The sequence below is a fragment of the Burkholderia oklahomensis C6786 genome (assembly GCF_000959365.1).
Taxonomy (GTDB): domain Bacteria; phylum Pseudomonadota; class Gammaproteobacteria; order Burkholderiales; family Burkholderiaceae; genus Burkholderia; species Burkholderia oklahomensis.
Map to the genome: position 1 here is coordinate 2,071,687 of NZ_CP009556.1, position 22,168 is coordinate 2,093,854.

The 22,168-nt window shown below is 65.2% G+C and carries 16 protein-coding genes and 5 pseudogenes; 8 read left to right on the forward strand and 13 right to left on the reverse strand.

Annotation, left to right across the window (positions count from 1 at the left end; translation table 11 throughout):
• Positions 1-92: 92 nt before the first annotated feature.
• The 5 genes from BG90_RS26885 to BG90_RS26905 all read right to left on the reverse strand — a co-directional run bounded on the left by BG90_RS26885 (position 93) and on the right by BG90_RS26905 (position 8,207).
• A complete protein-coding gene (locus BG90_RS26885; protein WP_010118712.1) occupies positions 93-1,406 on the reverse strand; it encodes a hypothetical protein in 1,314 nt (437 codons plus the stop codon).
• 407 nt (positions 1,407-1,813) lie between these two features.
• Entirely contained in the window at positions 1,814-4,594 is a 2,781-nt protein-coding gene (locus BG90_RS26890) for an Hsp70 family protein (protein WP_010118710.1), read from the reverse strand.
• Positions 4,595-4,597: 3 nt separating this feature from the next.
• Complete coding sequence (locus BG90_RS26895; RefSeq protein ID WP_010118708.1) at positions 4,598-6,445, reverse strand: Hsp70 family protein; 1,848 nt, start codon at positions 6,443-6,445, stop codon at positions 4,598-4,600.
• Positions 6,442-7,017, reverse strand: a complete 576-nt coding sequence (locus BG90_RS26900; protein WP_010118706.1) for a DUF2760 domain-containing protein — start codon at positions 7,015-7,017, stop codon at positions 6,442-6,444. The genes BG90_RS26895 and BG90_RS26900 overlap by 4 nt, the downstream gene beginning before the upstream one ends.
• Before the next feature lie 416 nt (positions 7,018-7,433).
• Positions 7,434-8,207, reverse strand: a complete 774-nt coding sequence (locus BG90_RS26905) for a 2-keto-4-pentenoate hydratase (RefSeq protein ID WP_010118704.1) — start codon at positions 8,205-8,207, stop codon at positions 7,434-7,436.
• 525 nt (positions 8,208-8,732) lie between these two features.
• On the opposite strand from BG90_RS26905, the pseudogene BG90_RS26910 reads away from it, so the two are divergent.
• From BG90_RS26910 to BG90_RS26920, 3 genes and pseudogenes are all read left to right on the forward strand, one after another.
• Positions 8,733-9,244: pseudogene (locus BG90_RS26910) on the forward strand (ProQ/FinO family protein); the annotation flags it as partial.
• A 15-nt stretch (positions 9,245-9,259) separates the two neighbouring features.
• Positions 9,260-9,589, forward strand: coding sequence for an H-NS histone family protein (locus tag BG90_RS26915; RefSeq protein ID WP_010111305.1), 330 nt, complete (start codon positions 9,260-9,262; stop codon positions 9,587-9,589).
• Between the two features lie 273 nt (positions 9,590-9,862).
• Positions 9,863-10,198, forward strand: a pseudogene (locus BG90_RS26920) (transposase domain-containing protein); the annotation flags it as partial.
• Positions 10,199-10,300: 102 nt separating this feature from the next.
• Here BG90_RS26920 and BG90_RS35755 read toward each other — a convergent pair.
• Both BG90_RS35755 and BG90_RS36300 read right to left on the reverse strand, forming a co-directional pair.
• Positions 10,301-10,702, reverse strand: coding sequence for an activator protein (locus tag BG90_RS35755; protein WP_124072339.1), 402 nt, complete (start codon positions 10,700-10,702; stop codon positions 10,301-10,303).
• A gap of 520 nt (positions 10,703-11,222) precedes the next feature.
• Positions 11,223-11,390, reverse strand: coding sequence for a hypothetical protein (locus BG90_RS36300; RefSeq protein ID WP_158335920.1), 168 nt, complete (start codon positions 11,388-11,390; stop codon positions 11,223-11,225).
• A 59-nt stretch (positions 11,391-11,449) separates the two neighbouring features.
• On the opposite strand from BG90_RS36300, the pseudogene BG90_RS34025 reads away from it, so the two are divergent.
• Positions 11,450-11,887 (forward strand): annotated as a pseudogene (locus tag BG90_RS34025) (IS110 family RNA-guided transposase); the annotation flags it as partial.
• Positions 11,888-12,428: 541 nt separating this feature from the next.
• Here BG90_RS34025 and BG90_RS37930 read toward each other — a convergent pair.
• Both BG90_RS37930 and BG90_RS26925 read right to left on the reverse strand, forming a co-directional pair.
• Positions 12,429-12,545: pseudogene (locus tag BG90_RS37930) on the reverse strand (non-ribosomal peptide synthetase); the annotation flags it as partial.
• Between the two features lie 231 nt (positions 12,546-12,776).
• Positions 12,777-15,545: a UPF0182 family membrane protein gene (locus BG90_RS26925; RefSeq protein ID WP_045568582.1), complete on the reverse strand. Its 2,769-nt coding sequence runs from the start codon at positions 15,543-15,545 to the stop codon at positions 12,777-12,779.
• Positions 15,546-15,858: 313 nt separating this feature from the next.
• Here BG90_RS26925 and BG90_RS26930 point away from each other — a divergent pair, with 313 nt between their 5' ends.
• The 4 genes and pseudogenes from BG90_RS26930 to BG90_RS37590 all read left to right on the forward strand — a co-directional run.
• A complete protein-coding gene (locus tag BG90_RS26930; RefSeq protein WP_025990564.1) occupies positions 15,859-16,278 on the forward strand; it encodes a DUF1810 domain-containing protein in 420 nt (139 codons plus the stop codon).
• A gap of 652 nt (positions 16,279-16,930) precedes the next feature.
• A complete protein-coding gene (locus BG90_RS26935; RefSeq protein WP_025990563.1) occupies positions 16,931-17,401 on the forward strand; it encodes a YbhB/YbcL family Raf kinase inhibitor-like protein in 471 nt (156 codons plus the stop codon).
• Positions 17,402-17,862: 461 nt separating this feature from the next.
• Positions 17,863-18,327: a YaiI/YqxD family protein gene (locus tag BG90_RS26940; RefSeq protein ID WP_010122567.1), complete on the forward strand. Its 465-nt coding sequence runs from the start codon at positions 17,863-17,865 to the stop codon at positions 18,325-18,327.
• Between the two features lie 162 nt (positions 18,328-18,489).
• Positions 18,490-18,594, forward strand: a pseudogene (locus tag BG90_RS37590) (LysR family transcriptional regulator); the annotation flags it as partial.
• A gap of 252 nt (positions 18,595-18,846) precedes the next feature.
• Here BG90_RS37590 and BG90_RS26945 read toward each other — a convergent pair.
• The 4 genes from BG90_RS26945 to BG90_RS26960 all read right to left on the reverse strand — a co-directional run bounded on the left by BG90_RS26945 (position 18,847) and on the right by BG90_RS26960 (position 22,101).
• Positions 18,847-19,893 carry a Vgb family protein gene (locus BG90_RS26945; RefSeq protein ID WP_010122565.1) on the reverse strand — a complete coding sequence of 349 codons (1,047 nt, stop codon included), beginning with the start codon at positions 19,891-19,893 and terminating at the stop codon, positions 18,847-18,849.
• A 91-nt stretch (positions 19,894-19,984) separates the two neighbouring features.
• Positions 19,985-20,761 carry a crotonase/enoyl-CoA hydratase family protein gene (locus BG90_RS26950; protein WP_010122563.1) on the reverse strand — a complete coding sequence of 259 codons (777 nt, stop codon included), beginning with the start codon at positions 20,759-20,761 and terminating at the stop codon, positions 19,985-19,987.
• 48 nt (positions 20,762-20,809) lie between these two features.
• Positions 20,810-21,373: a helix-turn-helix transcriptional regulator gene (locus BG90_RS37595; protein ID WP_232289004.1), complete on the reverse strand. Its 564-nt coding sequence runs from the start codon at positions 21,371-21,373 to the stop codon at positions 20,810-20,812.
• A gap of 242 nt (positions 21,374-21,615) precedes the next feature.
• Complete coding sequence (locus tag BG90_RS26960; RefSeq protein ID WP_010112694.1) at positions 21,616-22,101, reverse strand: aminoacyl-tRNA deacylase; 486 nt, start codon at positions 22,099-22,101, stop codon at positions 21,616-21,618.
• Positions 22,102-22,168 lie beyond the last annotated feature (67 nt).

Below are 22,168 nucleotides of genomic sequence, written 5' to 3' on the forward strand. Positions count from 1 at the left end.
TTCAATCTCTTATCCAATTCATTGCCGCCGAACACTCGAACGAATCGCGCGCCCGATTTTCAAATCCGTCATCTGATGCGAGCGGCGGATCGTTAGCCGTCCAGCGCGGCGAGAACGGCTTCTTTTTCTGCTTGAGTGGCAACGGCCGCCCAGTGAACGCCCGCTCCGCTGCCCGCGTTGACCACGCTTGAAAAGCGATTCGAGCGAATCACCATGCCGCTTGCCTTGTCACGGTGGAGATACATGCCCAGCACGGGTCGATGTTCGGTTGCAACGAAGGTGCCGTCGAACGGATGGCGGATCGTCGCGACCTCGCGGAAAGCCTGGCAAACCCAGTTTGTCACCCCGCCTTTTCGCAGTCGATTGGCGAGCGCCTCGGCCGGATGATCTTTGCCGATCAGCACGTCGACGCCGCCATAGGAAGCATTCAGCTTGAACACCCATTCGTCTTTGCGGGCCAACGCATCGGCGAGCGTGCTTTCGTCGAGGCGGAAAGTGTAGGGAATATAGTCGCGGATCGCGGCAATCTCGCGTTCGTCGAGAAGCGGGTGAAAATGCGCGTCACATAACAGGGCGAGCCAAATCTTGTTCATCAGCAATTCGGCTTCCAATCCATTGGAGAATTTCGCGCCGCTGCGATGAATCGCCTCGAATTTATCGATATTCACCGTTATGTCGTCGTACACGAAATTACGGTGAACCAGCATGCCTTTCCCGCCGCCATCGCCCAGCCACTTCGACGGATACGTCAATTCGGTGTGAACCTCGATCGGCATATCGTCCGCGATGCCCGCGAGATATCGGCGGGCGAGCTCGGGCGAAGCATATCCACGGGCGGCGTGCGAGCTCCAATCCAGGAGGACGAGTCGATCGATTCCCAAAGATTGGATACTGTCCTCATATAGCGCGCGCAGATTGGCATAGGGGGAGCGGTTGCGCTCGCCAGCCGGCCAGCCCGCCGCCTGCATGAACTGGCGATAGCAGTCGAACAGCTCGGCTCCCCCGACCGCTGCCGAGAAATTCAACTCGCAAACCGCATAGCCCTCGGGCAAGGGCAATATGTCGACGCGGGCCACGCGGCGGCGGCCCGCCTCCAGTTCTTCCCAGTCGACATAAGGCGCCAGGGCCTCATCGAGCGAAAACTGCTCCAGAATGTCCGCCCGCGAGCGCTGTCGGCACAGATGGCGCACGATTTTGTTTTGGGCGGACAGCAGATCGCGCACGATCCGGGCGAGCCTGTCGAAGTCGTCGGCTGGGAACAGGAACGGATGGGGCAGCAGGTTGAACGCCGTCGCGCCAACCTCATCCAGCAGCGCCCGTACCCGCCGAGCGGCCCCATTTTCCGCGATCTTGCGTTTGTTTCCAATGAACGCCGCAATCACGTCTTGATTGAATGGTTCGAACATGGGCCACTTTATCGACTGGGGACGTTATCGACATATCGCCGAAAACCGGCGACGTTTCATTTGTTGCCGACAATCAGGATATTTAACGGAATAAGTCTGTCTTCTTTTTTGGCGCATCGAGGCCGAATCGACATGCTGCCAGATTTTTCTCGTTCCGTGCACGAATCCGGTTTCATGGACACGGATCGGCGACACGTTACTCAATAGGGAATGGCGGCGGGTGCAGATGTAAAAGGGGACGTTTGACGACACGGGCGTTGCCCCCGCCGCACACGGAGCCGCTTACTCGTGCAACTTCCGCGCGAAACGTCCGTGAACATCCGCGTCCCGAGCGCACCGCGGATCCGCGAGCGGGCCGGCCCCGGCCGACGCCCGGAACGCACGTCGAGCGGCCCGCGCCCGTCCGATCAGCCCGCGACCAGCTTCAACCCGGCCGGCAGCGATTCCCCGAATGCGCGCCCGGTATCCGCGTTGTCCAGCGTCACGACCTCGCGCACCATCTGACTCCACGCAGCCGGCGCATTCACGGACGCGAGCCGGCGCACGACCTTGTCGCGTACGTCGAGCGCCAGGTCGTTCGACCGGTCGCCCGTCATGCGCGCGATCTGCACCGCGGCAAATGCGGCCGGCTCGACCTTCTTCCAGTCGACCGCGAGGATCGCGTCCAGCCAGCGGCTCGCCACGTCGGGCGGCACGACGCCGTGCGCACTGCCGTACAGCGGCCGCCGCGCGCCGATGCGCCCGATCGCCCACCAGCACTGGTGATTCTCCGCCGGCCGCCGCAGCCGGGCGAGCAACCGCTCCCCGAGCTCGATCTTGCGATCGACGGCGACGCGCTCCAGCGATGCCGCGACGCGAACCATGTCCATGTCGCCGATCTTCGCGGGATCGAACGGCAGCTTCGGCCGCTTCGCGCCGGCGGCCTCCTGCAGCCACGCCATCGCGTCGAGCGCCTGCAACTGCGCGTCCTCGTCGAGCCCGCCCGCCGCGCGACGCCACAGCGTCCACCATTCCGACCAGACTTGCCCTTCGTTCACGTACTGAATGCCGTCGTCGAACAGCGTCCAGAGCTGCGCGACGCGCCAATCGTCGAGCGGGTAGCCGAACCCCGGCCGCACGCAATAGCCGGCGAGGTTCAGCCAGACGCGCTCATGATCCGCCGAGCGCCGTCGCCGGCCGACACGCTCCCACAGCGCGCCGAACAGTTCGCGCAGGAGGGCGATGTCCCAGTTCTCGCGCGGGCCGAGCAGTTGCTCGAGCTGCGCGCGCAGACGCCGGACCTCCTTCGGATCGACGTTCGCGAGGCGCGCGCCGAACGAGCGGTCGACCAGTTCGATCGCCTTGTCGAGCGACGGATGACGCGGCGCGTCGGCCGCGCCGTCTTCGGCACGCTCACGCCGTAGCTGGAATTCGAGCAGCCACCGTTGCGACGGATCGTCCGTCGCGATGCAGTGCATGTCCAGCGTGCCGACCTCCGTGAGCGACGTCGTCAGCTTGACCAGCCGCTCGCGCGATCCGCCCGCGTCCTGCTGCTGAACGACGGTCGCCACGGGCGGCAGGCGGACGAAGTCGCCCGCTGCGAGGTCCGCGAGCTCGCCCGGGCGCCATGCATCGTCGGCGACGGTCGACGCGAGATGGAAGCGCACCGGATGCCCGAGGCGCAACGCGAACACGCGGTCGTCGAGATGCACCTCGTGACCCTCCGCGGTGCCGCGCGGCAACACGCACACGCCCCGCGACGCCCCCGCATCGTCGTCGACGACGAGAAAGTAGCTGCGCGGCGAGCCGCCGCCGATTCGCGGCGCCTGCCCGGCGCGCGCGAGTCCGTATGCGACCGCGCCGCGCGCCACGGCCACGTCCGGATGATCGTTGTGCAAGACGTGCAACGGCTGCCGGCGCCAGTCGCCGAGCACGCCCGCGAGGCGATCGGCGAGCACCTTCGAGCGGAACACGCCGCCGTTGAGCAGCAGCGTGTCGGGTATCGGCAGCGCCGGACCGGCCGCTTCCGGCGCGCCGAGCGCGTCGCGCGACTGCGCGGCGAGCCGATGCAGGAACGCCGCGATGTGCCGCGTGACGGCCGGGTCGGCGGCGTAGGGCAGGCCGAACTCGACGAGCGCGGCCCGCGACTTGCGCGGCAGGTCGTCCGGGCCGCCGGCGGGAAAGAACCCATCGACGACGATCCGCTCGACCTCTTCGCGGCTCAGTTCCGTCTTGCGCGCGCCGCCGACGAGCCGGGCGCCCGCGCCGAGCAGCGTGACGCCGACCGTGTCGGGCGGGGCCGCATCGAGCAAGCGCTCCTTCGCCGTTCGGCACCGCTCGACGAGCTGGGACAGGCTCGCCGCCGACAGACGCGCGTCGTCCTGCGTGAGACGCGTTTCGGCGAGGCGCGCGAGCGCGAGATCCATGTTGTCGCCGCCGAGCATCAGGTGATCGCCGACGCCGATGCGCGTCAACTGCGGCTCGCCGTCCTCGACGTGCACCTTGATCAGCGTGAGGTCGGTCGTCCCGCCGCCGACGTCGCACACCAGCACGAGCCGCGTTTGCGCGAGCGATTCGCGCAACGTCGCCCGATGATGGAACAGCCAGTCGTAGAACGCGGCCTGCGGCTCTTCGAGCAGGCGCAGCGCGGGCAGTTGCGCGATCCGCGCGGCTTCGAGCGTGAGCGCGCGCGCGCCGTCGTCGAACGACGCCGGCACGGTGAGCACCACGTCCTGATCTTCGAGCCGCGCATCCGGAAAACGGCTGTTCCACGCGGCGCGCACGTGCGCCAGATAGCTGGCGCTCGCGGCCACCGGCGACACCTTGCCGTCGGCGTCGGCCGCGCCCCACGGCAGGATCGGCGCGAGTCGATCGACCGACGCATGCGACAGCCAGCTTTTCGCGCTCGCCACGAGCCGGCCCGGCACCTGCGCGCCCAGCGAGCGCGCGAGCGTTCCGATCACGGCGGGCGGCGCGTCGCCGGCGTTGCTGCCTTCGGCGTCGCGCCACGGCAGCCGCAGATCGCCGGGCGCGAATTCGCCCGGCGCCGGGTGGTAGCGCGCGGACGGCAGCAGCGGCCGCGCGCCGACCTCGCCGGGCGCGACGAGCTGGTCGACGTCGAACACGCGGATCGCATCGCCGCCCGTCTCGACGTACGCGACGACGGTATTGCTCGTCCCGAGATCGATGCCGACGATGAACGGTTTCATCGGTCAGGCATTCGCGCCGCCGCGCACGTCGAACTCCACCTTCCAGCGCTCGTTCGCGCCGCTTTGCACCGCTTCGAGTTCCAGCGTGCCGGCCTCCGTCACGCGCGCGTGCAGCTTCACCGGCACGATTTCACCGGGCGTGCGTCCCTCGGGCGGCAGCGTGGCCTCGATCTCCTCGAGTTCCTGCAACTCGTCCGGCGACCAGAAGTCGAGCAGCGTGCCGACCTGGTCCTGGCGGCGCACCGACGAGCCGAAGAAGCGGAAGTGCACCGGCTCGCCGACCACGAGGCCGAATTCCTGCGGCGGCAATGCGGCGTCCGTGCCTTCCTCCATGCCGAACGGCGCGACGCACAGCGCCTGGATCGGCGGCTCGAGGCCCGGCACGGCCGGCATCGCCGACTCGATCGCGATGTAATACGCGCGGGCCGTGCCGCCGCGAATGCGCACGCCCTTGCCGCGCTTCACGTAGCCGTAATACGCGGCGCCGCGGGCCACCGCGAGGTCGAGATCGGCGCCGCCCAACAGACGGGCGGGCGCCGCGCCGTCGGCGGCGAGCCAGCCGTTCAGCGTGCCGAGAATGCGCTCGACGAGCAGCGGCGACTTGAACACGCCGCCGTTGAACAGCACCGCGGTCGGATGCAGGAAGCTCGCCGCGTCGTCTTGCGCGCGCTGCAGGCCGTCGAGCTCCGCGAGCGCGGCGACCTGCCGGCCGAGGAACGCCGCGAGATGCCGCGTGATGCCGGCGTCCTGCGCATAGGGCAGGCCGAGCTGCGTCAGGCCGGCGCGCGTGCGGCTCACGGGCCGCGCCGACGCGTCGACTTGCGGGAAGAAGCCTTCGAGGATCGTCTGCGTCAGTTCGGCGCGAGTCAGCTCGGTTCGGACCGAGCCGCCGATCAGCTTCGAGCCGCGGCTCGGCACGACGAGCGGCACCGCGTCCGTCGCCGGATCGCTCAAGAGCGTTTCCTTCGCGCTGCGGCACGCGTAGGTGAGGGCGCGCAACTGCCACGGATCCGCCTGCGTGCCCTGCGCGGCGAGCTTGCGCGCGACGACGTGGGCGAGCGCCAGGTCCATGTTGTCGCCGCCGAGCAGGATGTGCTCGCCGACCGCGACGCGATGCAGCTCGAGGTTGCCGTCGCGTTCGACGACCGCGATCAGCGACAGGTCGGTCGTCCCGCCGCCGACGTCGACGACCAGGATGATGTCGCCGACCTTCACTTCCTTGCGCCACGCGCCGCTGCTTTTCTCGATCCAGCTATAGAGCGCCGCCTGCGGCTCCTCGAGCAGCGTCATGCGCGCGTAGCCCGCCGCCTGCGCGGCCTCGGCGGTCAGTTCGCGCGCGGCCGGATCGAACGAAGCGGGAATCGTGACGGTGATGTCCTGCTGATCGAACGGCGCGTCGGGATGCGCGTGGTTCCATGCTTCGCGCAGGTGGGTCAGATAGCGCACCGCGCTTTCGAGCGGCGACACGCGCGCGACTTCCGGCGGCGCGTCGCTCGGCAGGATGGCGGCGCGACGGTCCACGCCCGGATGGCACAGCCAGCTCTTCGCGCTCGACACCAGACGAATCGGCGTGCCCGCGCCGCGGCTGCGCGCCAGTTCGCCGACCGCGAAATCGCGCTCGGCCGCCCACGGCAATGCGAGATCGCCCGGCGCGAGCTCGTTCGGGTGCGGCAGGTAGAGAAAGGACGGCAGCAGATCGGGCGATTCGATCGCGCCCGGCGCGGTGAGCTGCGCGACCGGCAGCACGCCGAGGTTCGTTTTCTCGCCGTCGCTGGCCGCGAGATCCACGTACGACAGCGCGCAATGCGTGGTGCCCAGATCGATGCCGATCGAATAGCGCGGCTCGCTCATAGCTCCACCTCGGCCGGCGCGACGATCGTCGCGTCGTGCCCCTTGTTCAGCTTCGGCAGCCGCACCGCGTCGACGCGCCAGCCCCGATGGCTGATGCTGCCGTTGAACGGCGGCTTGCCGACGACGTTGCCCGTGAGACGGATCGCGGTGGCGTCGAAGCCGTCGCCGATCGTCACGCGGGTGCCTTCGGCCTCGTCGCGCACCGGGCGGATCGTGAAATGCTCGCGCAGCGTCGCGCGACAGCCGTCATGCACGAGACGCGCGGCGGCGCCGATGTCCGCATCGGAGTAGCCGGCGATGTCCTCCTCGACGAAGTCGATCAGGCGCGCGTCGCGCTGGAGCAGCCCGAGCAGCTGAAGCGCCGCGTCCGGGCTCGCTTCCTTGATGATTTCGGGCGCGGGCGCCGCGGCGGGTTGGGGCGGCGCGACGGGGGCCGCGGCCGGCGCCGGTGGGGCATCGACTTCACGCAGCCGGCGTGCGCGGCTCGCGAGCTCGCGGTCGCCGAGCACGGAGAAGAATAGGCCGAAGGCAAGCGAAAGCCTGCCGGCGAATGAAATGTTCGGTTCGGTCATGGGGAAAAGCTCCAATGGGCCCGCCTGAACGGCGAGCTGTCCTGCCGGACGCAGGACGAGCCGCATGCGGGCGTCGAAGGTCCTGTTCAGGCATCACGTATCTGAGCCCGACGGGCGCAAAACCCGTATTTTGCCTTGATCTGATCCGGAGCCGGTCAACGTACGCGTGCGAGCGGTCGTTTTTTGCGAATTTTGTCGGCCGATCGCGCGTCGGAGGCCATGCGGCGCAATGGTCGGGCACGCGGTGTGCGTGCGCGGGCGGATCGTTGACCGGAGCGCGGCGCCATACTGCGCGGGCGGCGGGCGACGCGCGCGCCGTCCGCCAGTGATTGGCGCGACGCGTCCGCAAACGCCTGAAGACCGTTGCGGCGGCCGAACGCTTCACCGGCGCGCCGCTTTCGCGCCCGGCTTGCGGCTCAGGCGACCAGTTCCACCGATAGGCCGCCGAGTTGGCCGAATCGCACCGTCAGCCCTTGGCCAAGCGGCACGTCGATCGCGACGGCATACGATCCGGTCGTCACGATCTGGCCCGCCCGAACGGATTCGCCGCGCGCCGCGAGAAAATTGACGAGCCACCGCAGCGGCTTGAACGGATGTCCGTCCGGATGGCGGCCATCGATCGACCGGGTCAGCCCGCCTCGAAACTCGAGCGCAATGGCGTCGAGCGCGGCGTGCAGGCCGTCGGACACGACCGGCCCGACACACAAGCCCTGGTTGAACTGCCCGTCCGCGAGCAATTCAAACACGGTCGCGCGCGCCGGATCCGCATAGCGGCAGCCGAGCACTTCGATCGCAAGACGCGTCTCGCGGATCGCGCCGCGCACTTCGTCTTCGCTGTATGGCCGGCCGAGCGGCGGCAAATCCCGGTCGAGCACGAAGGCGATTTCCGGTTCGATCCGGACGGTCGGCGTACCGGCGACGCCCCGGAACGGTTCGGCCGACGTGTGGGCCATATGGATCGTCGACGACAAGATCGGCGCGACGACGACGCGCCCCGGCGGCGGCAGCGCGCATTTCCATCCGCCGACCGACTCGCCCAGCAATTCGACGACGCGTTTTTGGATCGCGAGGGCCGTCTCGATGTCGTCGGGCCGGCAGGCGTCCGGCAGAAGCGCGCCGGCGACGCCGGCGCGACGGGCCGCAACCAGATGCCGCGCGGCGCCATCCACGCGTTCGAAAGTGTTTGTCATGTCGTTGTCGTATCGTTTTGTGGAATGGAAGGGCGGCCTGCGGACGCGCGCACGAATGGACGCAAAGGACGCGATAATAGCGTTTTCATCGTGATTTCATCACGCGGCGACCGCGCGGCGTCGACGATCCGCGCGTCGAGCGGCGTGGCGGGCGATGCGGCACGCGCGGCGCACCGAGCATCTCGCATGCCTGCTAATGTATCGCCGTATGGCCGCGCGATCCTCGGGCGTGCAGTCCGCAGCCGTCAGGCCGCGCGATGCACGGGCGACGGCGGCGAGGCACGGCAGCGCTTGCTGCGGTTCTTCGCTATGCTGTTTTTGGTTTGGGTGCGGAAAGTCGGATGATGACGGCGATATGCGGTGTGAGCATTACGCATTCTGGCGGCGGCGTTGCCAGTTCGTCTTCGGACGATTCTCATCGAAGGCGGTCGCCAACGTCGATACAGACGCTCGCCAATAGGGTTACGAGAACGCCGCGCCGTCGACTGCTACAATCTCGGCTTATTTTTCAGTGGGCTGGAAGTTATGGGCTTTGAGCAACTTGCGTCGTTGCGCGATCAACTTGCGAGAGACGCCGAACGGGAACGGGCGGCGAAGAAACCGCGGAAGCGGGATGCCAAGCAGGCGACTTCGCCGAGCTCGACGGATCCGGTGCTGTTGACGATCGCGAAACTCCAGAAGCGGTTTCCCGTGGCTTTCCCGAGAAATCCGGCGCCCAAGGTGCCGCTCAAGGTCGGCATTCTCGAGGACTTGATCAATCGTGCGCAAGAGCTCGGCTCGAACGAGGCGGAGTTGCGGGACGCGATGAAGACCTGGTGCCGCGGCAACCGTTACTGGACGTGCCTCGTCGACGGCGCCGTACGCATCGATTTGACGGGCGGCGAAGCGGGGCGGGTATCGCCGGCCGATGCGAAGCGCGCGCGAATGCTGAAGGCGCGTCGCCCGGCAAAGGCGCCGTCACAATCGGCAAAGTCCGAGCAGGCTCCGCAATAGGACAGAAATCCGCATGCCCGTCGGAGCGCGGGCAGCGTATCGATAAAGACACACATCACGTGACAACCAGCAAAATTCACTCGCTGCAGAAGCAGCTCGGCCACGTCAACTTGCTTCTAGAGGAAGCCAGGAAGAAAGAGAAGGCGGAGGTGCTGGCCGCCATTCGGGAACAGGTGAAGGAATACGGCATCACGGAGCTGGAGCTGCTGAGGGCCGCGGGCTTTGTGAAGGACAAGCCGAAGAAGCTGCCGGCCAAGTACTACGACCCGTCATCGGGCAAATCGTGGACGGGCCGCGGCGCCTGCCCGAAATGGCTGGAGGGCAAGAACCTGGACGATTATCTGATCCGGTCCGCGCCGGAGCCTTGGTGGCCGGGGGAGAGCGCGTAGACGGGCGCGGCGGGACGACGAGACGTCAGTCGCCGCCGTGGGCCACGGTACTGCCGTGAAAATCCTCGCGTTATCGACAAGCCACGGGCTTGCCGCCCCGGAATGCCGTCGGTTCGACGGCGTGCGGCGGTACGCGTGCGCACGTTCGTGCGATAGTGTGAGGCTCGGTGGCGACCGACAAGGCCTCCGAAATTCTGCACTGGTTTTGTTCGCTGACGTGACGATCGATGTCCGGTCGCTTGCTTCGATCGTTCACGAAAGCGCGGGCCCTGCGTGCGCGAGCGTCGCGACGGCCTGTCGCTGTATCTGGACGATCCAGATGTCGAGATCGATACGAGTTCATTGGAGCGCGCGTTGCGTGCCATTCCGATGGGCAGGAAGAACTGGATGTTCTACTGGACCGAGCTCGGCGCCAAGCAGATCGGCATCGCGCAAAGCCTGTTGGTGACGTGCAAACTGCACGATATCGATCCCTACGATTATCTGGTCGACATGCTGCAGCGCGTGCGCCAGCATCCGGCTTCGCGCGTGCATGAACTCACGCCGCGCATCTGGAAACAAGGCTTCGCCGACAATCCGCTGCGCTCGCCTCTGTATCAGATCGCCTGAGATCGCAAGAACGTCGGGGAGTGACCGATTACAGACCGCCCGCCACAATGACGGGCGTGTTGGTTTCAATCGTGACGTTCAGCGAAAAGTCGTGCTGGTCAATTATGGCGAAATGTGCATGTACGGACTCGTCGTTAACGCGCCCGTCATGCTGCAACCGCCAGACAGAGTGATGCTATTCAGACCAATTATGGTTTCGCCATCGGACTCGCGTATTTGCGCCGTTACTTTGCTGGGACCGCATTGCCCCCCCACAAACGGCGCGCTAACGTTGACCGACACGTTGTCGAGCGTCAATTGAATTGGGCTATCGACTTGACCACTCCAGGGCGACGTGACGCTTGCGTTGGCCTTGATGACCTTGCAAAGCGCCGAGCCACTGAAACTTGCACTGGTGATGAGGAGTTTACCGGCGCCATCGATAGTGCCAGTGAATACGACCGTACATCCAATCGGTATCCCTGCTTTACTGACTGTGGCGGGCCCGCTTGCGGTAAATGGCATCGGCGCTCCTCCACTACCAGGAGGACTTATGATCACGGCTTGCGCGACCGAAGCAGAGAGTAGCGCCACGCAGGCCGTGGCGGTTGAGAGCATTCTTTTGAGTTCCATAATTCCTGGTCGTCGATATCGTTCGAGAATTCAGCACCATGCACGACGGATAGTCACATTCATTCTGCCGGCGGTTTGCTGAAGAGATAGTGCGCAAAATGGAGGGCGATTAGCGAACCAAGGGCGCAGTACGGATTCTGCGTGAATAAATCTAAAATCACGGGGAATTAGCATCGAGCAACTGATTTATAACAAACAAATCAAATTATTAATTTAAATATAGAAAATGCACTTCCCTATAGTTTCGCATCTCGAATATTCTCGCAGTAAATGTATCCCTGACCTGAGACGGATTGTGTAGCCATTCGACATGTGAGTTCTCTTTTATCCGAGAGGCAGGGGGAACTCGATGAAGATAAAGATGTGCGGTTTTAAGGTTGGGTTTGCTGCGTCTCTTTCCTCGTTTTGACCGTTACACGGTGTCGAAGGTCGGTGCCTGAACGGGCAGGGCGCTCACGTTTGGTTCACCCGCTTTTGCAGACCGACGCCATGGCTTGAGCTTGCCGTCGGCTACGTCCTGAATGACCTTGAACCTGTCCAGCTCGCGCATCGTCATCGTGATCCGCTCCGTTGCAGCCATCGCAGCCTCCGGCGCCGGACACCCGGCGGCCGGACAGCTTACGCGGCCCGAAAAGCGCTCAAATCAAGGCGTGGCATCGCAATAGAGATCTGGCGAAAAAGTTGGAAAAGATACCTGGCATCGGTCCAGTTACGGCCACCGCGCTGGTGGCCACCATCGGTGACGCCAAACACTTCGAGAACGGACGGCAGCTTGCGGCGTGGCTCGGATTGGTGCCGCGACAGCACTCGAGTGGCGGGAAACAAAACCTGCTGGGCATCAGCAAGCGAGGCGATTCCTATTTGCGAACATTGCTGATTCACTGCGCGCGTTCGGTGATTTTTGCTTCCAGACGAAAAGGCAATTGTGAGGGCTGGGTGCACGAGCTGATCCGCCGCCGTAACCACAATGTGGCCGCCGTTGCGTTGGCAAACAAAATCGCCCGGACCGTATGGGCGCTCTGGGCGCACGACAGAGAATACCGGGCCGGTTATCCATCCGCTGGTGCTGCTGCGTAACCAGTCCGGCCGATTCGGTACAGGAAGTACGGCAGGAAAACCAACCACCGATTGCTCAGGCAGTCATGACGTGATGGCAAACAGGTCAGACCGTGGTCGGTAGAACCCGAAAATGTCCGAGCACCTGCGAGTGCGCCAAAGCGACGGGGAACCGACCAGCGGAACCCATCAGGAACAGCGGCATCGCCGCAACCAAAGTCCGAATGTACGGTTGCAATCTACCTTCATGTCGTCATGAACTGAATGCTTGGCAAGCCGGGAGCGTCCATGTACGGACATTTCTATGTAGCCAAAAGCGGACATCTCTATCTAGCCTCTACACACCAGAAATGTCGATAATTTACCTTATGTCAAATTTCTTGAGCAGATTGCTTGCGACGCTCCGGGCAACCAAAGCAGCCCTGTCCCTGACAGTGACGCGCTCGGCAACTGCGTAGCAAGCCCAAAACCATCTCCCTCGACACGCCTGCCTCGAGCAGGCGTTTTTTATGCTCGGCAATCTTGTAGTAGACGCGCCGTCGCTTTGCGTGGTGAACGCCTCGTAAACGTCCTCAATGCTTTCGTCACCATGCGCGCCGAAGAGTCCGGCGAAACGGACCAAGGCACCTGTGGCCCACGGAGCGAACTGGATTGATCCGGCTACCTTGGCGAACGCCAGCGTAACCGGCTCATTCGTCCTCTATCCGACGCAGCAAATTTTGAATCGCCCCGAATCCCGAGGCACTAGCGAGCGAGTTGAAAAACAGTGTCGCTCGAAGTCTGCGGGCGAAAGTCCGTAAGCCCGTTGCTGTCCCCGTGTCGTCGCTGAATCGCCGCCGAACGCCGTCGCTGGCTGCGATACAAAAAACGAAAACGCACCGCCAACCCATCGGATCGAACAGGCGCCCTTTCATTCCCCCCTCACTCCCTTCTGATTCCCGGCATGGTCGGCGCCCAGCTCCTCGAGCAGCGGCCGGAGGGCCTCGAGTTCCGAACCGAAGCCTGCCCAGTCCCCCGCCTTCAGCCGCTCGATGGCACGGTCATAATGCGCAAGGGCTTCGCGAGCGCGCGCATCCGTCGCGCCCCGGGCCGGCGCTGCCATCGGAGCCGTCTCCTTGAAGAGCGCCGCGAGGGCCTCGCTCAGGGTTTCTTCCATCACGACACGGTCGCCGTAGGCGGCGATCACGCGCTTCAACTCGGGGAGCTGACCGGACGCCGCGCGCAGATAAAGCGGAGAGACATAGAGGATCGAGTTCTCGATCGGCACAACCACGAGATGGCCGCGGATGACGCGTGAGCCCATCTGATTCCACAGCGAGATCTGCTGCGAGATCTCGGTATTCTGCTGAATGCGGGCCTCGATCTGAAATGGCCCGTAGACCAGCTTGTCCTTGGGGAAGGTATAGACGATCAGCTTGCCGTACCCGGGCGGATCGCAACGCGCCGCCAGCCAGGCGATCATGTTCTCGCGCTGGCTCGGGACCATCGGCAGCATGAGAACGAACTCGGCGCGCGCGTCTCCAGGCAATCGCATGATCATGTAGTACGGCGCCATCCGCGTGCCGGCGGCGTCTCCACCGTCGATATCGGCCAGTTCCCGAGGAAACTGCCAGAGATCCTCGCGGTTGTAGAAGACTTCCGGTGCATCCATATGGTATGCACGGTAGAGATTCGCCTGGATCAGAAACAGGTCTTCCGGGTAGCGGATATGCTGCCGAAGATTCTGCGGCATCGCCTCGAGCGGCTTGAACATGCCGGGGAAGATGCGCTGGTAAGTCCGCACGAGCGGATCGGCAGGATCGCTGACGTAGAAATCGACCGTGCCGTTGTACGCATCGACCACCACCTTGACCGCGTTGCGAATGTAATTGCCGCCGTCGCCGGTACCCGGCGGGGCGTACGGAAACCATCGGCTGGTGGTATAGGCGTCCTGCATCCAGAAAAGGCGTCCGTTGCTCGCAACGAGATACGGGTCATGGTCGAGGGTGAGAAACGGCGCGATCGTGCGTATCCGGTCCCGAATGTCGCGATGAAGCAGGATCCTGCTCTCGCCCGTGACGTAGCGGGTCAGGAGGATATTGGGATCGTCGAGCTGCCACGCGAATAGGCTGCGTCGCGCGATGCTGCCGATGGCGACGCCGTCGCGCCCGCTGTAAGCGGTGTAGACGTTGCTGTCTCCTTTGGGGTAGTCGAATTCGGGCACGCTGCCCTTCACGATGACATAGCCCTGCTCGCCTTCTCCGAAGTAGAGGCGCGGCTCGCGGATCGCCGGCCCGCCGTCGGCGACGGGCGGAATATCCCGCAGATAGAGCGAAGGCAGACCTTCCGCGGATTTCTCGGTGACGGGCGACATCACGACGCCGTTGCCGTGAGTGAACAGGAGATGCAGGTTGACCCAGGTCCGGGCGTTCCCCGGAAGCATCGCTGGCTCCAGTTCGCGTGCCGACAGCATGACCTGCCGGTAACCGGAGTCAAGCGGGTAGCGGTCGATATCCACGGAGAAAAACTTGTAGTAAGTCCTGATCTCCTGCAACTGCGCGTAGGTATCCATCAGCGGCCGCACATCCCAAAGGCGGATGTTGTCGATGGTCGCGCGATTGGCTTGCAGCGACGCGAGATTCAAGCCCTCCTCGGCCGCAAACGGTTTGACCGCGATCTGCGCGAGACCGTAGGCCAGCCTCGTCAGCGCGATGTTGCGTTCGATGTAGGGCGTCTCCAGCTGCAGCTCGCTCGGTTTGACGTAGAAGCGCTGAAACAGCGCGGGATAGATGAGGCCGAGCACGAACGAACTGCCGAACACCAACAGCACCGAGGCGGCGGGCAGCCGATAGCCGGGCCGGCGCGCGTTGACCGACAAGGCGACGGCCGAGACCGCGGCAAGGCCGACGAGCAGCCACAGCACGGGCAGCACGACGTGGACATCGGTATAGCCGGCGCCGACCACGACGCCGTTGTTGTCGTAGAGCAGCAAAAAGCGGTCGAGCCACCAGGACCACGCTTTCAGCAAGAAGAACAGTGCCAGCAGCGCCGAACCGTGGGCGGCAGCCGCGGACGAAAGCCCCTTCCGCGGCCGGAACATGACGTCGCCGCGCAGCCAGTAGACTCCGCCTGCGACGACCGCGCAGCAGAAGACCAGTTGCAGCAGCCCATTCTTGAGCACGATCCAGACGGGCAGCGAGAACAGATAGAAGCCGATGTCCTTGCCGAAGATCGGATCGCGCTCGCCGAACGGCACCTGATGAAGAAAGCGAAGCGCGATGTCCCAGCTCGACATTGCGTTGCCGGCGATGGCCAGCCCAAGGAGGACAGCGCTGCCGGCGATGACGGCGCGCCAGGGAATGCGCGACGCGACCTGTCCCGCCAGCGCTCTGACGGCCTCCTCCGTACGCGTCGACGATCCGACTTCCACTTGCCAGATATCGAGGCGCGTCGCGTAACGATGCGCCAGGAACCCCGACGCGCCGATCGCGGCCGCCGACGCGGCGAGCACGACGACAAACAGCAGCACCCTGGCGGACAGGATCGTCCAGAAAACGGCAACATAGCCGATCGAGGAAAACCATAGCCAGTCGACCAGGACGCCGGTGATGCGCCCGATGACGATCAGGCTGGCGACGACGACCGCAGCCGTGATTGCATAGCGCCTTAGACGCGAGACGGACGTCGCTTGCGAGCGCATCGACACTCCTTTGCCAGCCCACTTGCGCATGGCCGGCCGCGACGGGACCATGGCGCACCGCCGATCCGCGAGGATCGCGGCTGGCCTGAGTCTCAATGCTACGCCCGTAGCCGGCGCGCGGCCATACGACGGCGTGCGCGCGTTCGCGCCCGGCGAACGATCGCAGCGCGACGCATTCGTTCGCTCATGTTTTCCGGGGCGCGAAGCGAAATCGAGCGCGCTCGCGGCCGTGGCGCGCGTTTGCGCGCCATCGACGCAACGCCCACAATGATCGTTCGCGCGGCTTGCCGCGCCGGAAAGGACGGAGGGCGACATGGACGCCCCCTATGATCTTCAGCGCTTTGTCGACGCACAGGGCCCCGTATATGCGCAGGTATGCGACGAGCTCAGGAACGGGCACAAGCGAAGTCACTGGATGTGGTTCGTGTTCCCGCAGATCGAAGGACTCGGAGACAGCGCGATCGCACAACGGTATGCGATCTCGACGCTGGACGAAGCCGCGGCGTATCTACGGCATCCGCTGCTCGGCGCACGGCTGCGCGAATGCACACGGCTCGTCAACGATGTCGAAGACCATTCGATCCAGGCGATTTTCGGATATCCGGATGACCTGAAGTTCAGGTCGTCGGTCACGTTGTTCGCGCATGCAACTCCGGACAACGCGGTATTCGTGGAAGCGCTGGAGAAGTACTTCGGCGGAGAAGCGGATCACAACACGCTGGAGCGACTCTAGGCGGTGTTTGCCGCGGATATTCGAGCGCGGTGCGGGAACTTCCCGGGCCCGGACGGTTTCCGTCGCCCGCCGAACGGTCGCACCGGATGGCCGCTCCGCGTGAATCACAGGCTTGGCGGCACCCTGCTCCCGTCGTCCGGCACGATGTCGCGTGGATGGCAGCGTCCAAAGTTCAACCGGCGTTCGTTCCATGGTCGCGGCCGGCGGGAGATCGGTCGGAGCAGTCATCGGATCGACGTTGACCGCGTCGCTCGCGATGAAGGCATGCCGGTTGCTTCGTTGCTTGATGACAAACGTAGGGGGCGCGGTCGATCAGCGCGGAAAATCGGTCAACACATCGCTTGCTTTGCCATTTGTCCGACGGGAGCACATTTCCGCCTCATTGCTGGAGCACGGCGCGCCAGTTGATTTGGGCCCCAACCTGCACTAGCTTTTTAGATGCCCGAATGATGCTGCGACGCCCGGACAAACGCGGATCGAAGAGCGTTGGCGCGGAATATCCGACCGCTCTCGCGCTTCGCGATCGCCGCTCGCGATCGCCGCAGATGAACCCGATGGAGCACATGCGATGCGCAGTCGCGCAGCATCGATTCTGATCTTGCTGATCTGCGCCGCCGGACTGGCGGCGCAGACCGACGCAGAGGAGCGCACGATGGCCTTGACTCTCACCTCGCAAGCCTTCCATCAGGGAGGCGAGATTCCCGGGCGCCACACCTGCAAGGGCGCGGACGTGTCGCCGCCGCTCGCGTGGTCCGGGGTGCCCGCCCATGCGAAAAGCCTCGCGCTGATCGTCGACGACCCCGACGCGCCCGACCCGGCCGCGCCGCGAATGACATGGGTCCACTGGGTGCTCTACAACATCCCGCCGACGGCTCCCGGTTTGCAGGAGGGCGTCGCCGCGAACGCACTTCCGGCGGGCACGCTTCAGGGCACCAACGACTTCCAGCGCACCGCGTATGGCGGCCCCTGCCCGCCGGTTGGCCGTCACCGCTATTTCCACAAGCTGTACGCGCTCGACACGGTGCTGCCCGATCTTCACAAGCCCACCAAGGCCGCGTTGGAGAAGGCGATGCAAGGCCATGTGGTGGCGCACGCCGAGCTGCTCGGCACATTCCAGAAGTAACGCGCAAACGTCGACGCCCGACGCAAGACATTCGCGCCAACCCGGTCGCTTTGAAAAGACATCCGCCCCGCGCGCTTCGCTTGATCGCCAATCCGCCCTTGCGCAACGGTCCGGATCGGTGCGCCCCGGAGCGCGGCGAAACCGCTTGTGCGCGATGCGATGTGCTGCCCGCATTTCTGGCGCGATATCCGGATAGTCACGTCGAATGCATCGCGGCTTCGAGGCGCGCCGATATCGTCGCGGAAGGTTTCGATGCAGGCATTCGGGTGAATGAACGGGCTGCCCGATAGCGAACGTTCGAACCGATTGCGCCGGCGCGCGCGACAGGTTTCGCCGGCCGGGATGGCGGCCGAGATAGGCGTCGGCGCTCGACCGCCTGGGGATCTGCCCCTCTCGTCCACGACAGGATGCGCGCCGACTGTGATGTAGGATCGTGCATCTCATGTATCGGAAAGACTGCAATGCAAATGCTGGTTGACGCAGACGCCTGCCCGGTCGTCATCAAGGACATGTTGTTTCGGGCCGCGCGACGTGCCGAAGTGTGCGTGACGCTGGTCGCGAACCAATATTTACGCACGCCGCCCTCGCGCTTTATCAAGGCGCTGCAAGTGCCGGCGGGCTTCGATGCCGCCGATGCCCGCATCGTCGAACTGGTGACGGCTGGCGATTTGGTGATAACCGCGGACATACCGCTCGCTTCCGCTGCCCTCGATCGGGGCGCTTATGTGCTCGACCCGCGCGGAAGCTGGTTCAGCCGTGAAAATATCGAGGAGCGTCTGACGATGCGCGCGATGATGGATCAATTGCGCAGCACGGGCATCGACACGGGTGGTCCGGCGCCATACAGTCCACGCGACAGCAAGGCGTTCGCGGGACAACTGGACCGATTCCTCGCGCGTCGCGGCGCTCCAGGTACGGCCGTTTGATTTCTGTCGGCGCTGCGGCGCCGCAAGCGCAGGCAGGATCGGGGGCGCGCCCGCTGACCCGGCAGTCGTTCGATGCGCAGTGCGGCCAGTGAAGGACAGCTCCGGGGTCGATTCGCCCGCCCTGTCAGGTCGGCGGGCGACCGTCCGGCGCCGGTCGGTGAGTGGCAAGGCGCGCCGGTACCCGTCTACGCGATCACCGAAACGCGTTTGCTTCCAGCGAAGACCCGGCGCTTCATCGAGTTCCTTCGGGAGCGCTTGGGGCAGTAGCCCGGGCAGATGCGGTCATCCGCACATCCAGCACGATCGCCTGATGGCCTGATGGTGGTCGAATGCATGCCTCAGGGCGGCTCACTGGCCGCTGCGAAACCCCGGCAGGCACCGGCGCCCGCGTGTTCCTTCGGCCGGCGATTCACCGGCCGTCGCCTCATTCCGGCGGCCGCTGCACTCCGATTCATCTGAAATGGCCCTCGCGGGCTCATGGCGTTTCGCTACATCGGAAAATATCTCCGTCTCCGTGCGTCATCGGCGGCTGCCGGCATCCGCCGCGCGAGACCGGTAGCGCAGCAGATGATCGGTGCCGGATTCGGACAACCAGACTTCCCCGTGTCGGCCCATCATCTGGCGTACGTTCGCGTGCGGGCGCGGCAGCGTCAACACTTCGAATTGCTCCGCTTGCGGGTCGAAGCGCACGAGCGCGTTGGCGCTCCATTCGCTGAGCCAGACGATGTCGCGGTCGTCGACGAATATCGCGTACGCATGCGGATCCTGGCCAGGCAGCCGCCATTCGCGCCATCGATGCGTCGCCGGATCGAACACGCCGACTTTCCCCGCGTTCCACTCGCTGACCCAGACCCGCCCTTTCGAATCGGACCATACGCGGCGTGCGCCCTGATCCGGTGTCGGCGGATCGATGATCTGCGCCGCGCCGCTCGCGGGATCGATACGGCCGAGATAGCCGCCGGCCAGCGACGCGAAGTACACGCTGCCGTCAGGGGTCACGCAGATGCCGTAAGGCCCGCGCCCGCGCGGCGCATCGAAGACGCGCATTTTGGCGCTCGCCGGGTCGAGCTCGCCGTAGATGCCGCTTTGTCCGGTAAACCACAGATGCCCGCGCTTGTCGAAGACCGCCGTGTTCAGATTGGCGTTCGCCCGGTCCTTCGGCAACGGGAAACGCGTGACGGCGAGTGTCTTCGGGTCGACGCGGACGATCGCGTTCTGGCCGCCGTCCGTGATCCACGCCGCCCGATCCGGGCCGACGATCACGCCGTGCGGCGCGGCGCCGTCACCCAGCGGGACCCAGTCGGTCTTGCCGCCACGCGGATCCAACCGTCCGGCCGCGCCCCGCGCCTGCGCGGTGTACCACACGGTGCCGTCGGGCGCCGGTGCGACGTCGTGCGGCGCGCTGCCGGCCGGGACGGCGAACGTCTCGAACGACGGAGGCTGCGCCCGCGCCGGCCCCATGGCGAACGTGGCGCTCGCCAGGAGCGCCGCCAATGCCGACGCCAGCCCGGCTCCGAGAATTCCGTTCACTGCGGCCACCACGCTGTCCATCGCGGTCTTCGGCATGTCCGCCTCCCCAGCATTCTCATGGATGAACTTCAAAGCGCGCCGACGGTCCCGTTGCCGCACTTGCTTCGACCACGGGCGGTGAAGCGCTTCAGTCGAAAAATGTTCCGTGACGCCCTTCTCCGGCGCTAAAGCGCTCGGCACCGGCCACGCCTTCCGCAAGAACGATCGGCGCGCCCCTCGCCCCCTCCTCGCGCAGCGCTTCCGCCAGAGACAAATTCCATTGATCGTATGCGGAGCGCCGGTCTGTCAGCATGCACTGCCGAGGAAATCGGGCAATCTGTCGGGCGATGCGTGTCGCGTGCGACAGCCCTTCGCCCTTCGGCACGACATAGTTGGCGAGCCCCATGCCCTTGGCTTCCGATGCGTCGACAGGACGTCCGGTCAGAATCATGTCCATCGCATGTCCCATGCCGACGATGCGCGGCAATCTGACCGTTCCGCCGTCAATCAGCGGTACGCCCCAGCGCCGACAGAACACGCCGAAGATGGCGCCCTCCTCCGCGACGCGGATGTCGGCCAGCAGCGCGAGCTCCAGCCCGCCCGCGACCGCGTAGCCGGATACCGCGGCGACGAGAGGCTTCGACAGCGCCATGCGGCTCGGTCCCATCGGCCCCGAACCGCCTCCTGTCGCGTCGAGCGCGTTGCGCCGCGCGGGATCGCCGGCCGCCTTCAGGTCGGCGCCAGCGCAAAAGTTGCCTCCGGCGCCCGTCAGGATGGCGACCCCGAGCGCGGCATCGGCCTCGAACCGCTCGAACGCCTCGCTCAGCCGCGAAGCGGTCGGACCGTCGACGGCGTTGCGGTGCGCCGGCCGGTTGAGGGTGATCGTGCAGATCGCGTCATCCGTAGCGAACAGGACTTCGTCCATCATTTCCTCCTCGAGAGCAGGCATTCACTGGAATACCGAGGAAAGCTGTCAGCCGTTCCCGGTGTCGGGCATCCCTTCGTTGGAGGCAAGCCGCATGAGACCGGTGATGTCGCCGACGCCGAGCTTGCGCATCAGGCGCGGGCGATACGTCTCCACGGTCTCGACCGACAGGTGCAACCACTCGGCGATGCGGGCGCTCGTGCGGCCCCGGACCACCCGATTGAGCACCTGACGCTCGCGCGGCGATAGCGTCACGGCAGGCTCCGGCGCCGCCGACGACGAGAGCGCCTGCATTGCGGCAGAGGCAATCTGGGCGCGCCAGAAGTGACGGCCAGCAACCATGTCGAATCGCCACTGATCCGCTGGATGCTTGCAAGTGGGTTGAAATACCGCCTTGAACGACCGTGCTGATCGACCGCGCTGATCGACGGTGCAATTGGCGAAGCCTTCTCGTCGAGGAAGTCGAAAATCCGCCTTGCCGGGGAGATCGACGGTCGACGGCGACACGGCGATCGAGCGCCTTGCCGGACGGGTCGGCGCGAATTTAACGCATTGCGTGATGGGGGCGCGTTCATCGAATGGACGAACGACAGCACGTGGCTCGATCGTCACGCGCAATCGAGGCGGCGACCGCTGATCCGGATACGTTGCTCCGCCGACACGCATCCCGCCCGTCGCGGCGCGGCCATGAACTGACCGGCGACGCGACGCCGCCGCGCGCATTGCTCGATGCCCCGCGCGAACCGGACGATTCGGCATGCGAAACACGCACGAATCGCGCCGCGTTTCCCGCAGCGTTCACCGAGCATCGGGGATGGCCGCTCTCCGACGGATTCAGCGGCACACGGCGCTCGTCAAGACACCACCCCCTGAATCTTGTGCGAGAAGCTCGCCCGTTCGGCCTTGTCCATCAGCGAAAGAAACTCGTCGCGATCCATGTGGACCAGTTCCTCGTGATCGCCGGCCTCGAAATACACGTCCGGCTGCTGCGCAAGGCTTTCGTCGAGGAAAGTTTGCATCCCGTAGGCCATGCAGACGGGCGGCAGCGCCCCCACGTCGCAATCCTTGAACAGTTCGCGCAGCTCGACTTCCTTCGCGAGCACGAGATGGCGCCCGGTCTGGGCCCAAAGCTCGGATAGCCGCACGGCGTGCGTCGTCGGCAGCACGGCCGCGACGTAGCCCTGCGCGTCTTCGAGCAGCACCGTCTTCGCGAGTCGATCGCCCGGAATGTGCGCCGCCGCGGCGGCCTCCATGTTCGAGTGGCTGTACGGATGATGAATGACTTCGTATCGCGAAGCCTTCTGGCGCAGGCAGTCCTGCAGGGTGACGGACATCGACATGGCACACCTCCGTCTAACAAACGTTGATCGCCGCCGGTTGGCAGGGTCTTTCTAGAATAGGTCGCCT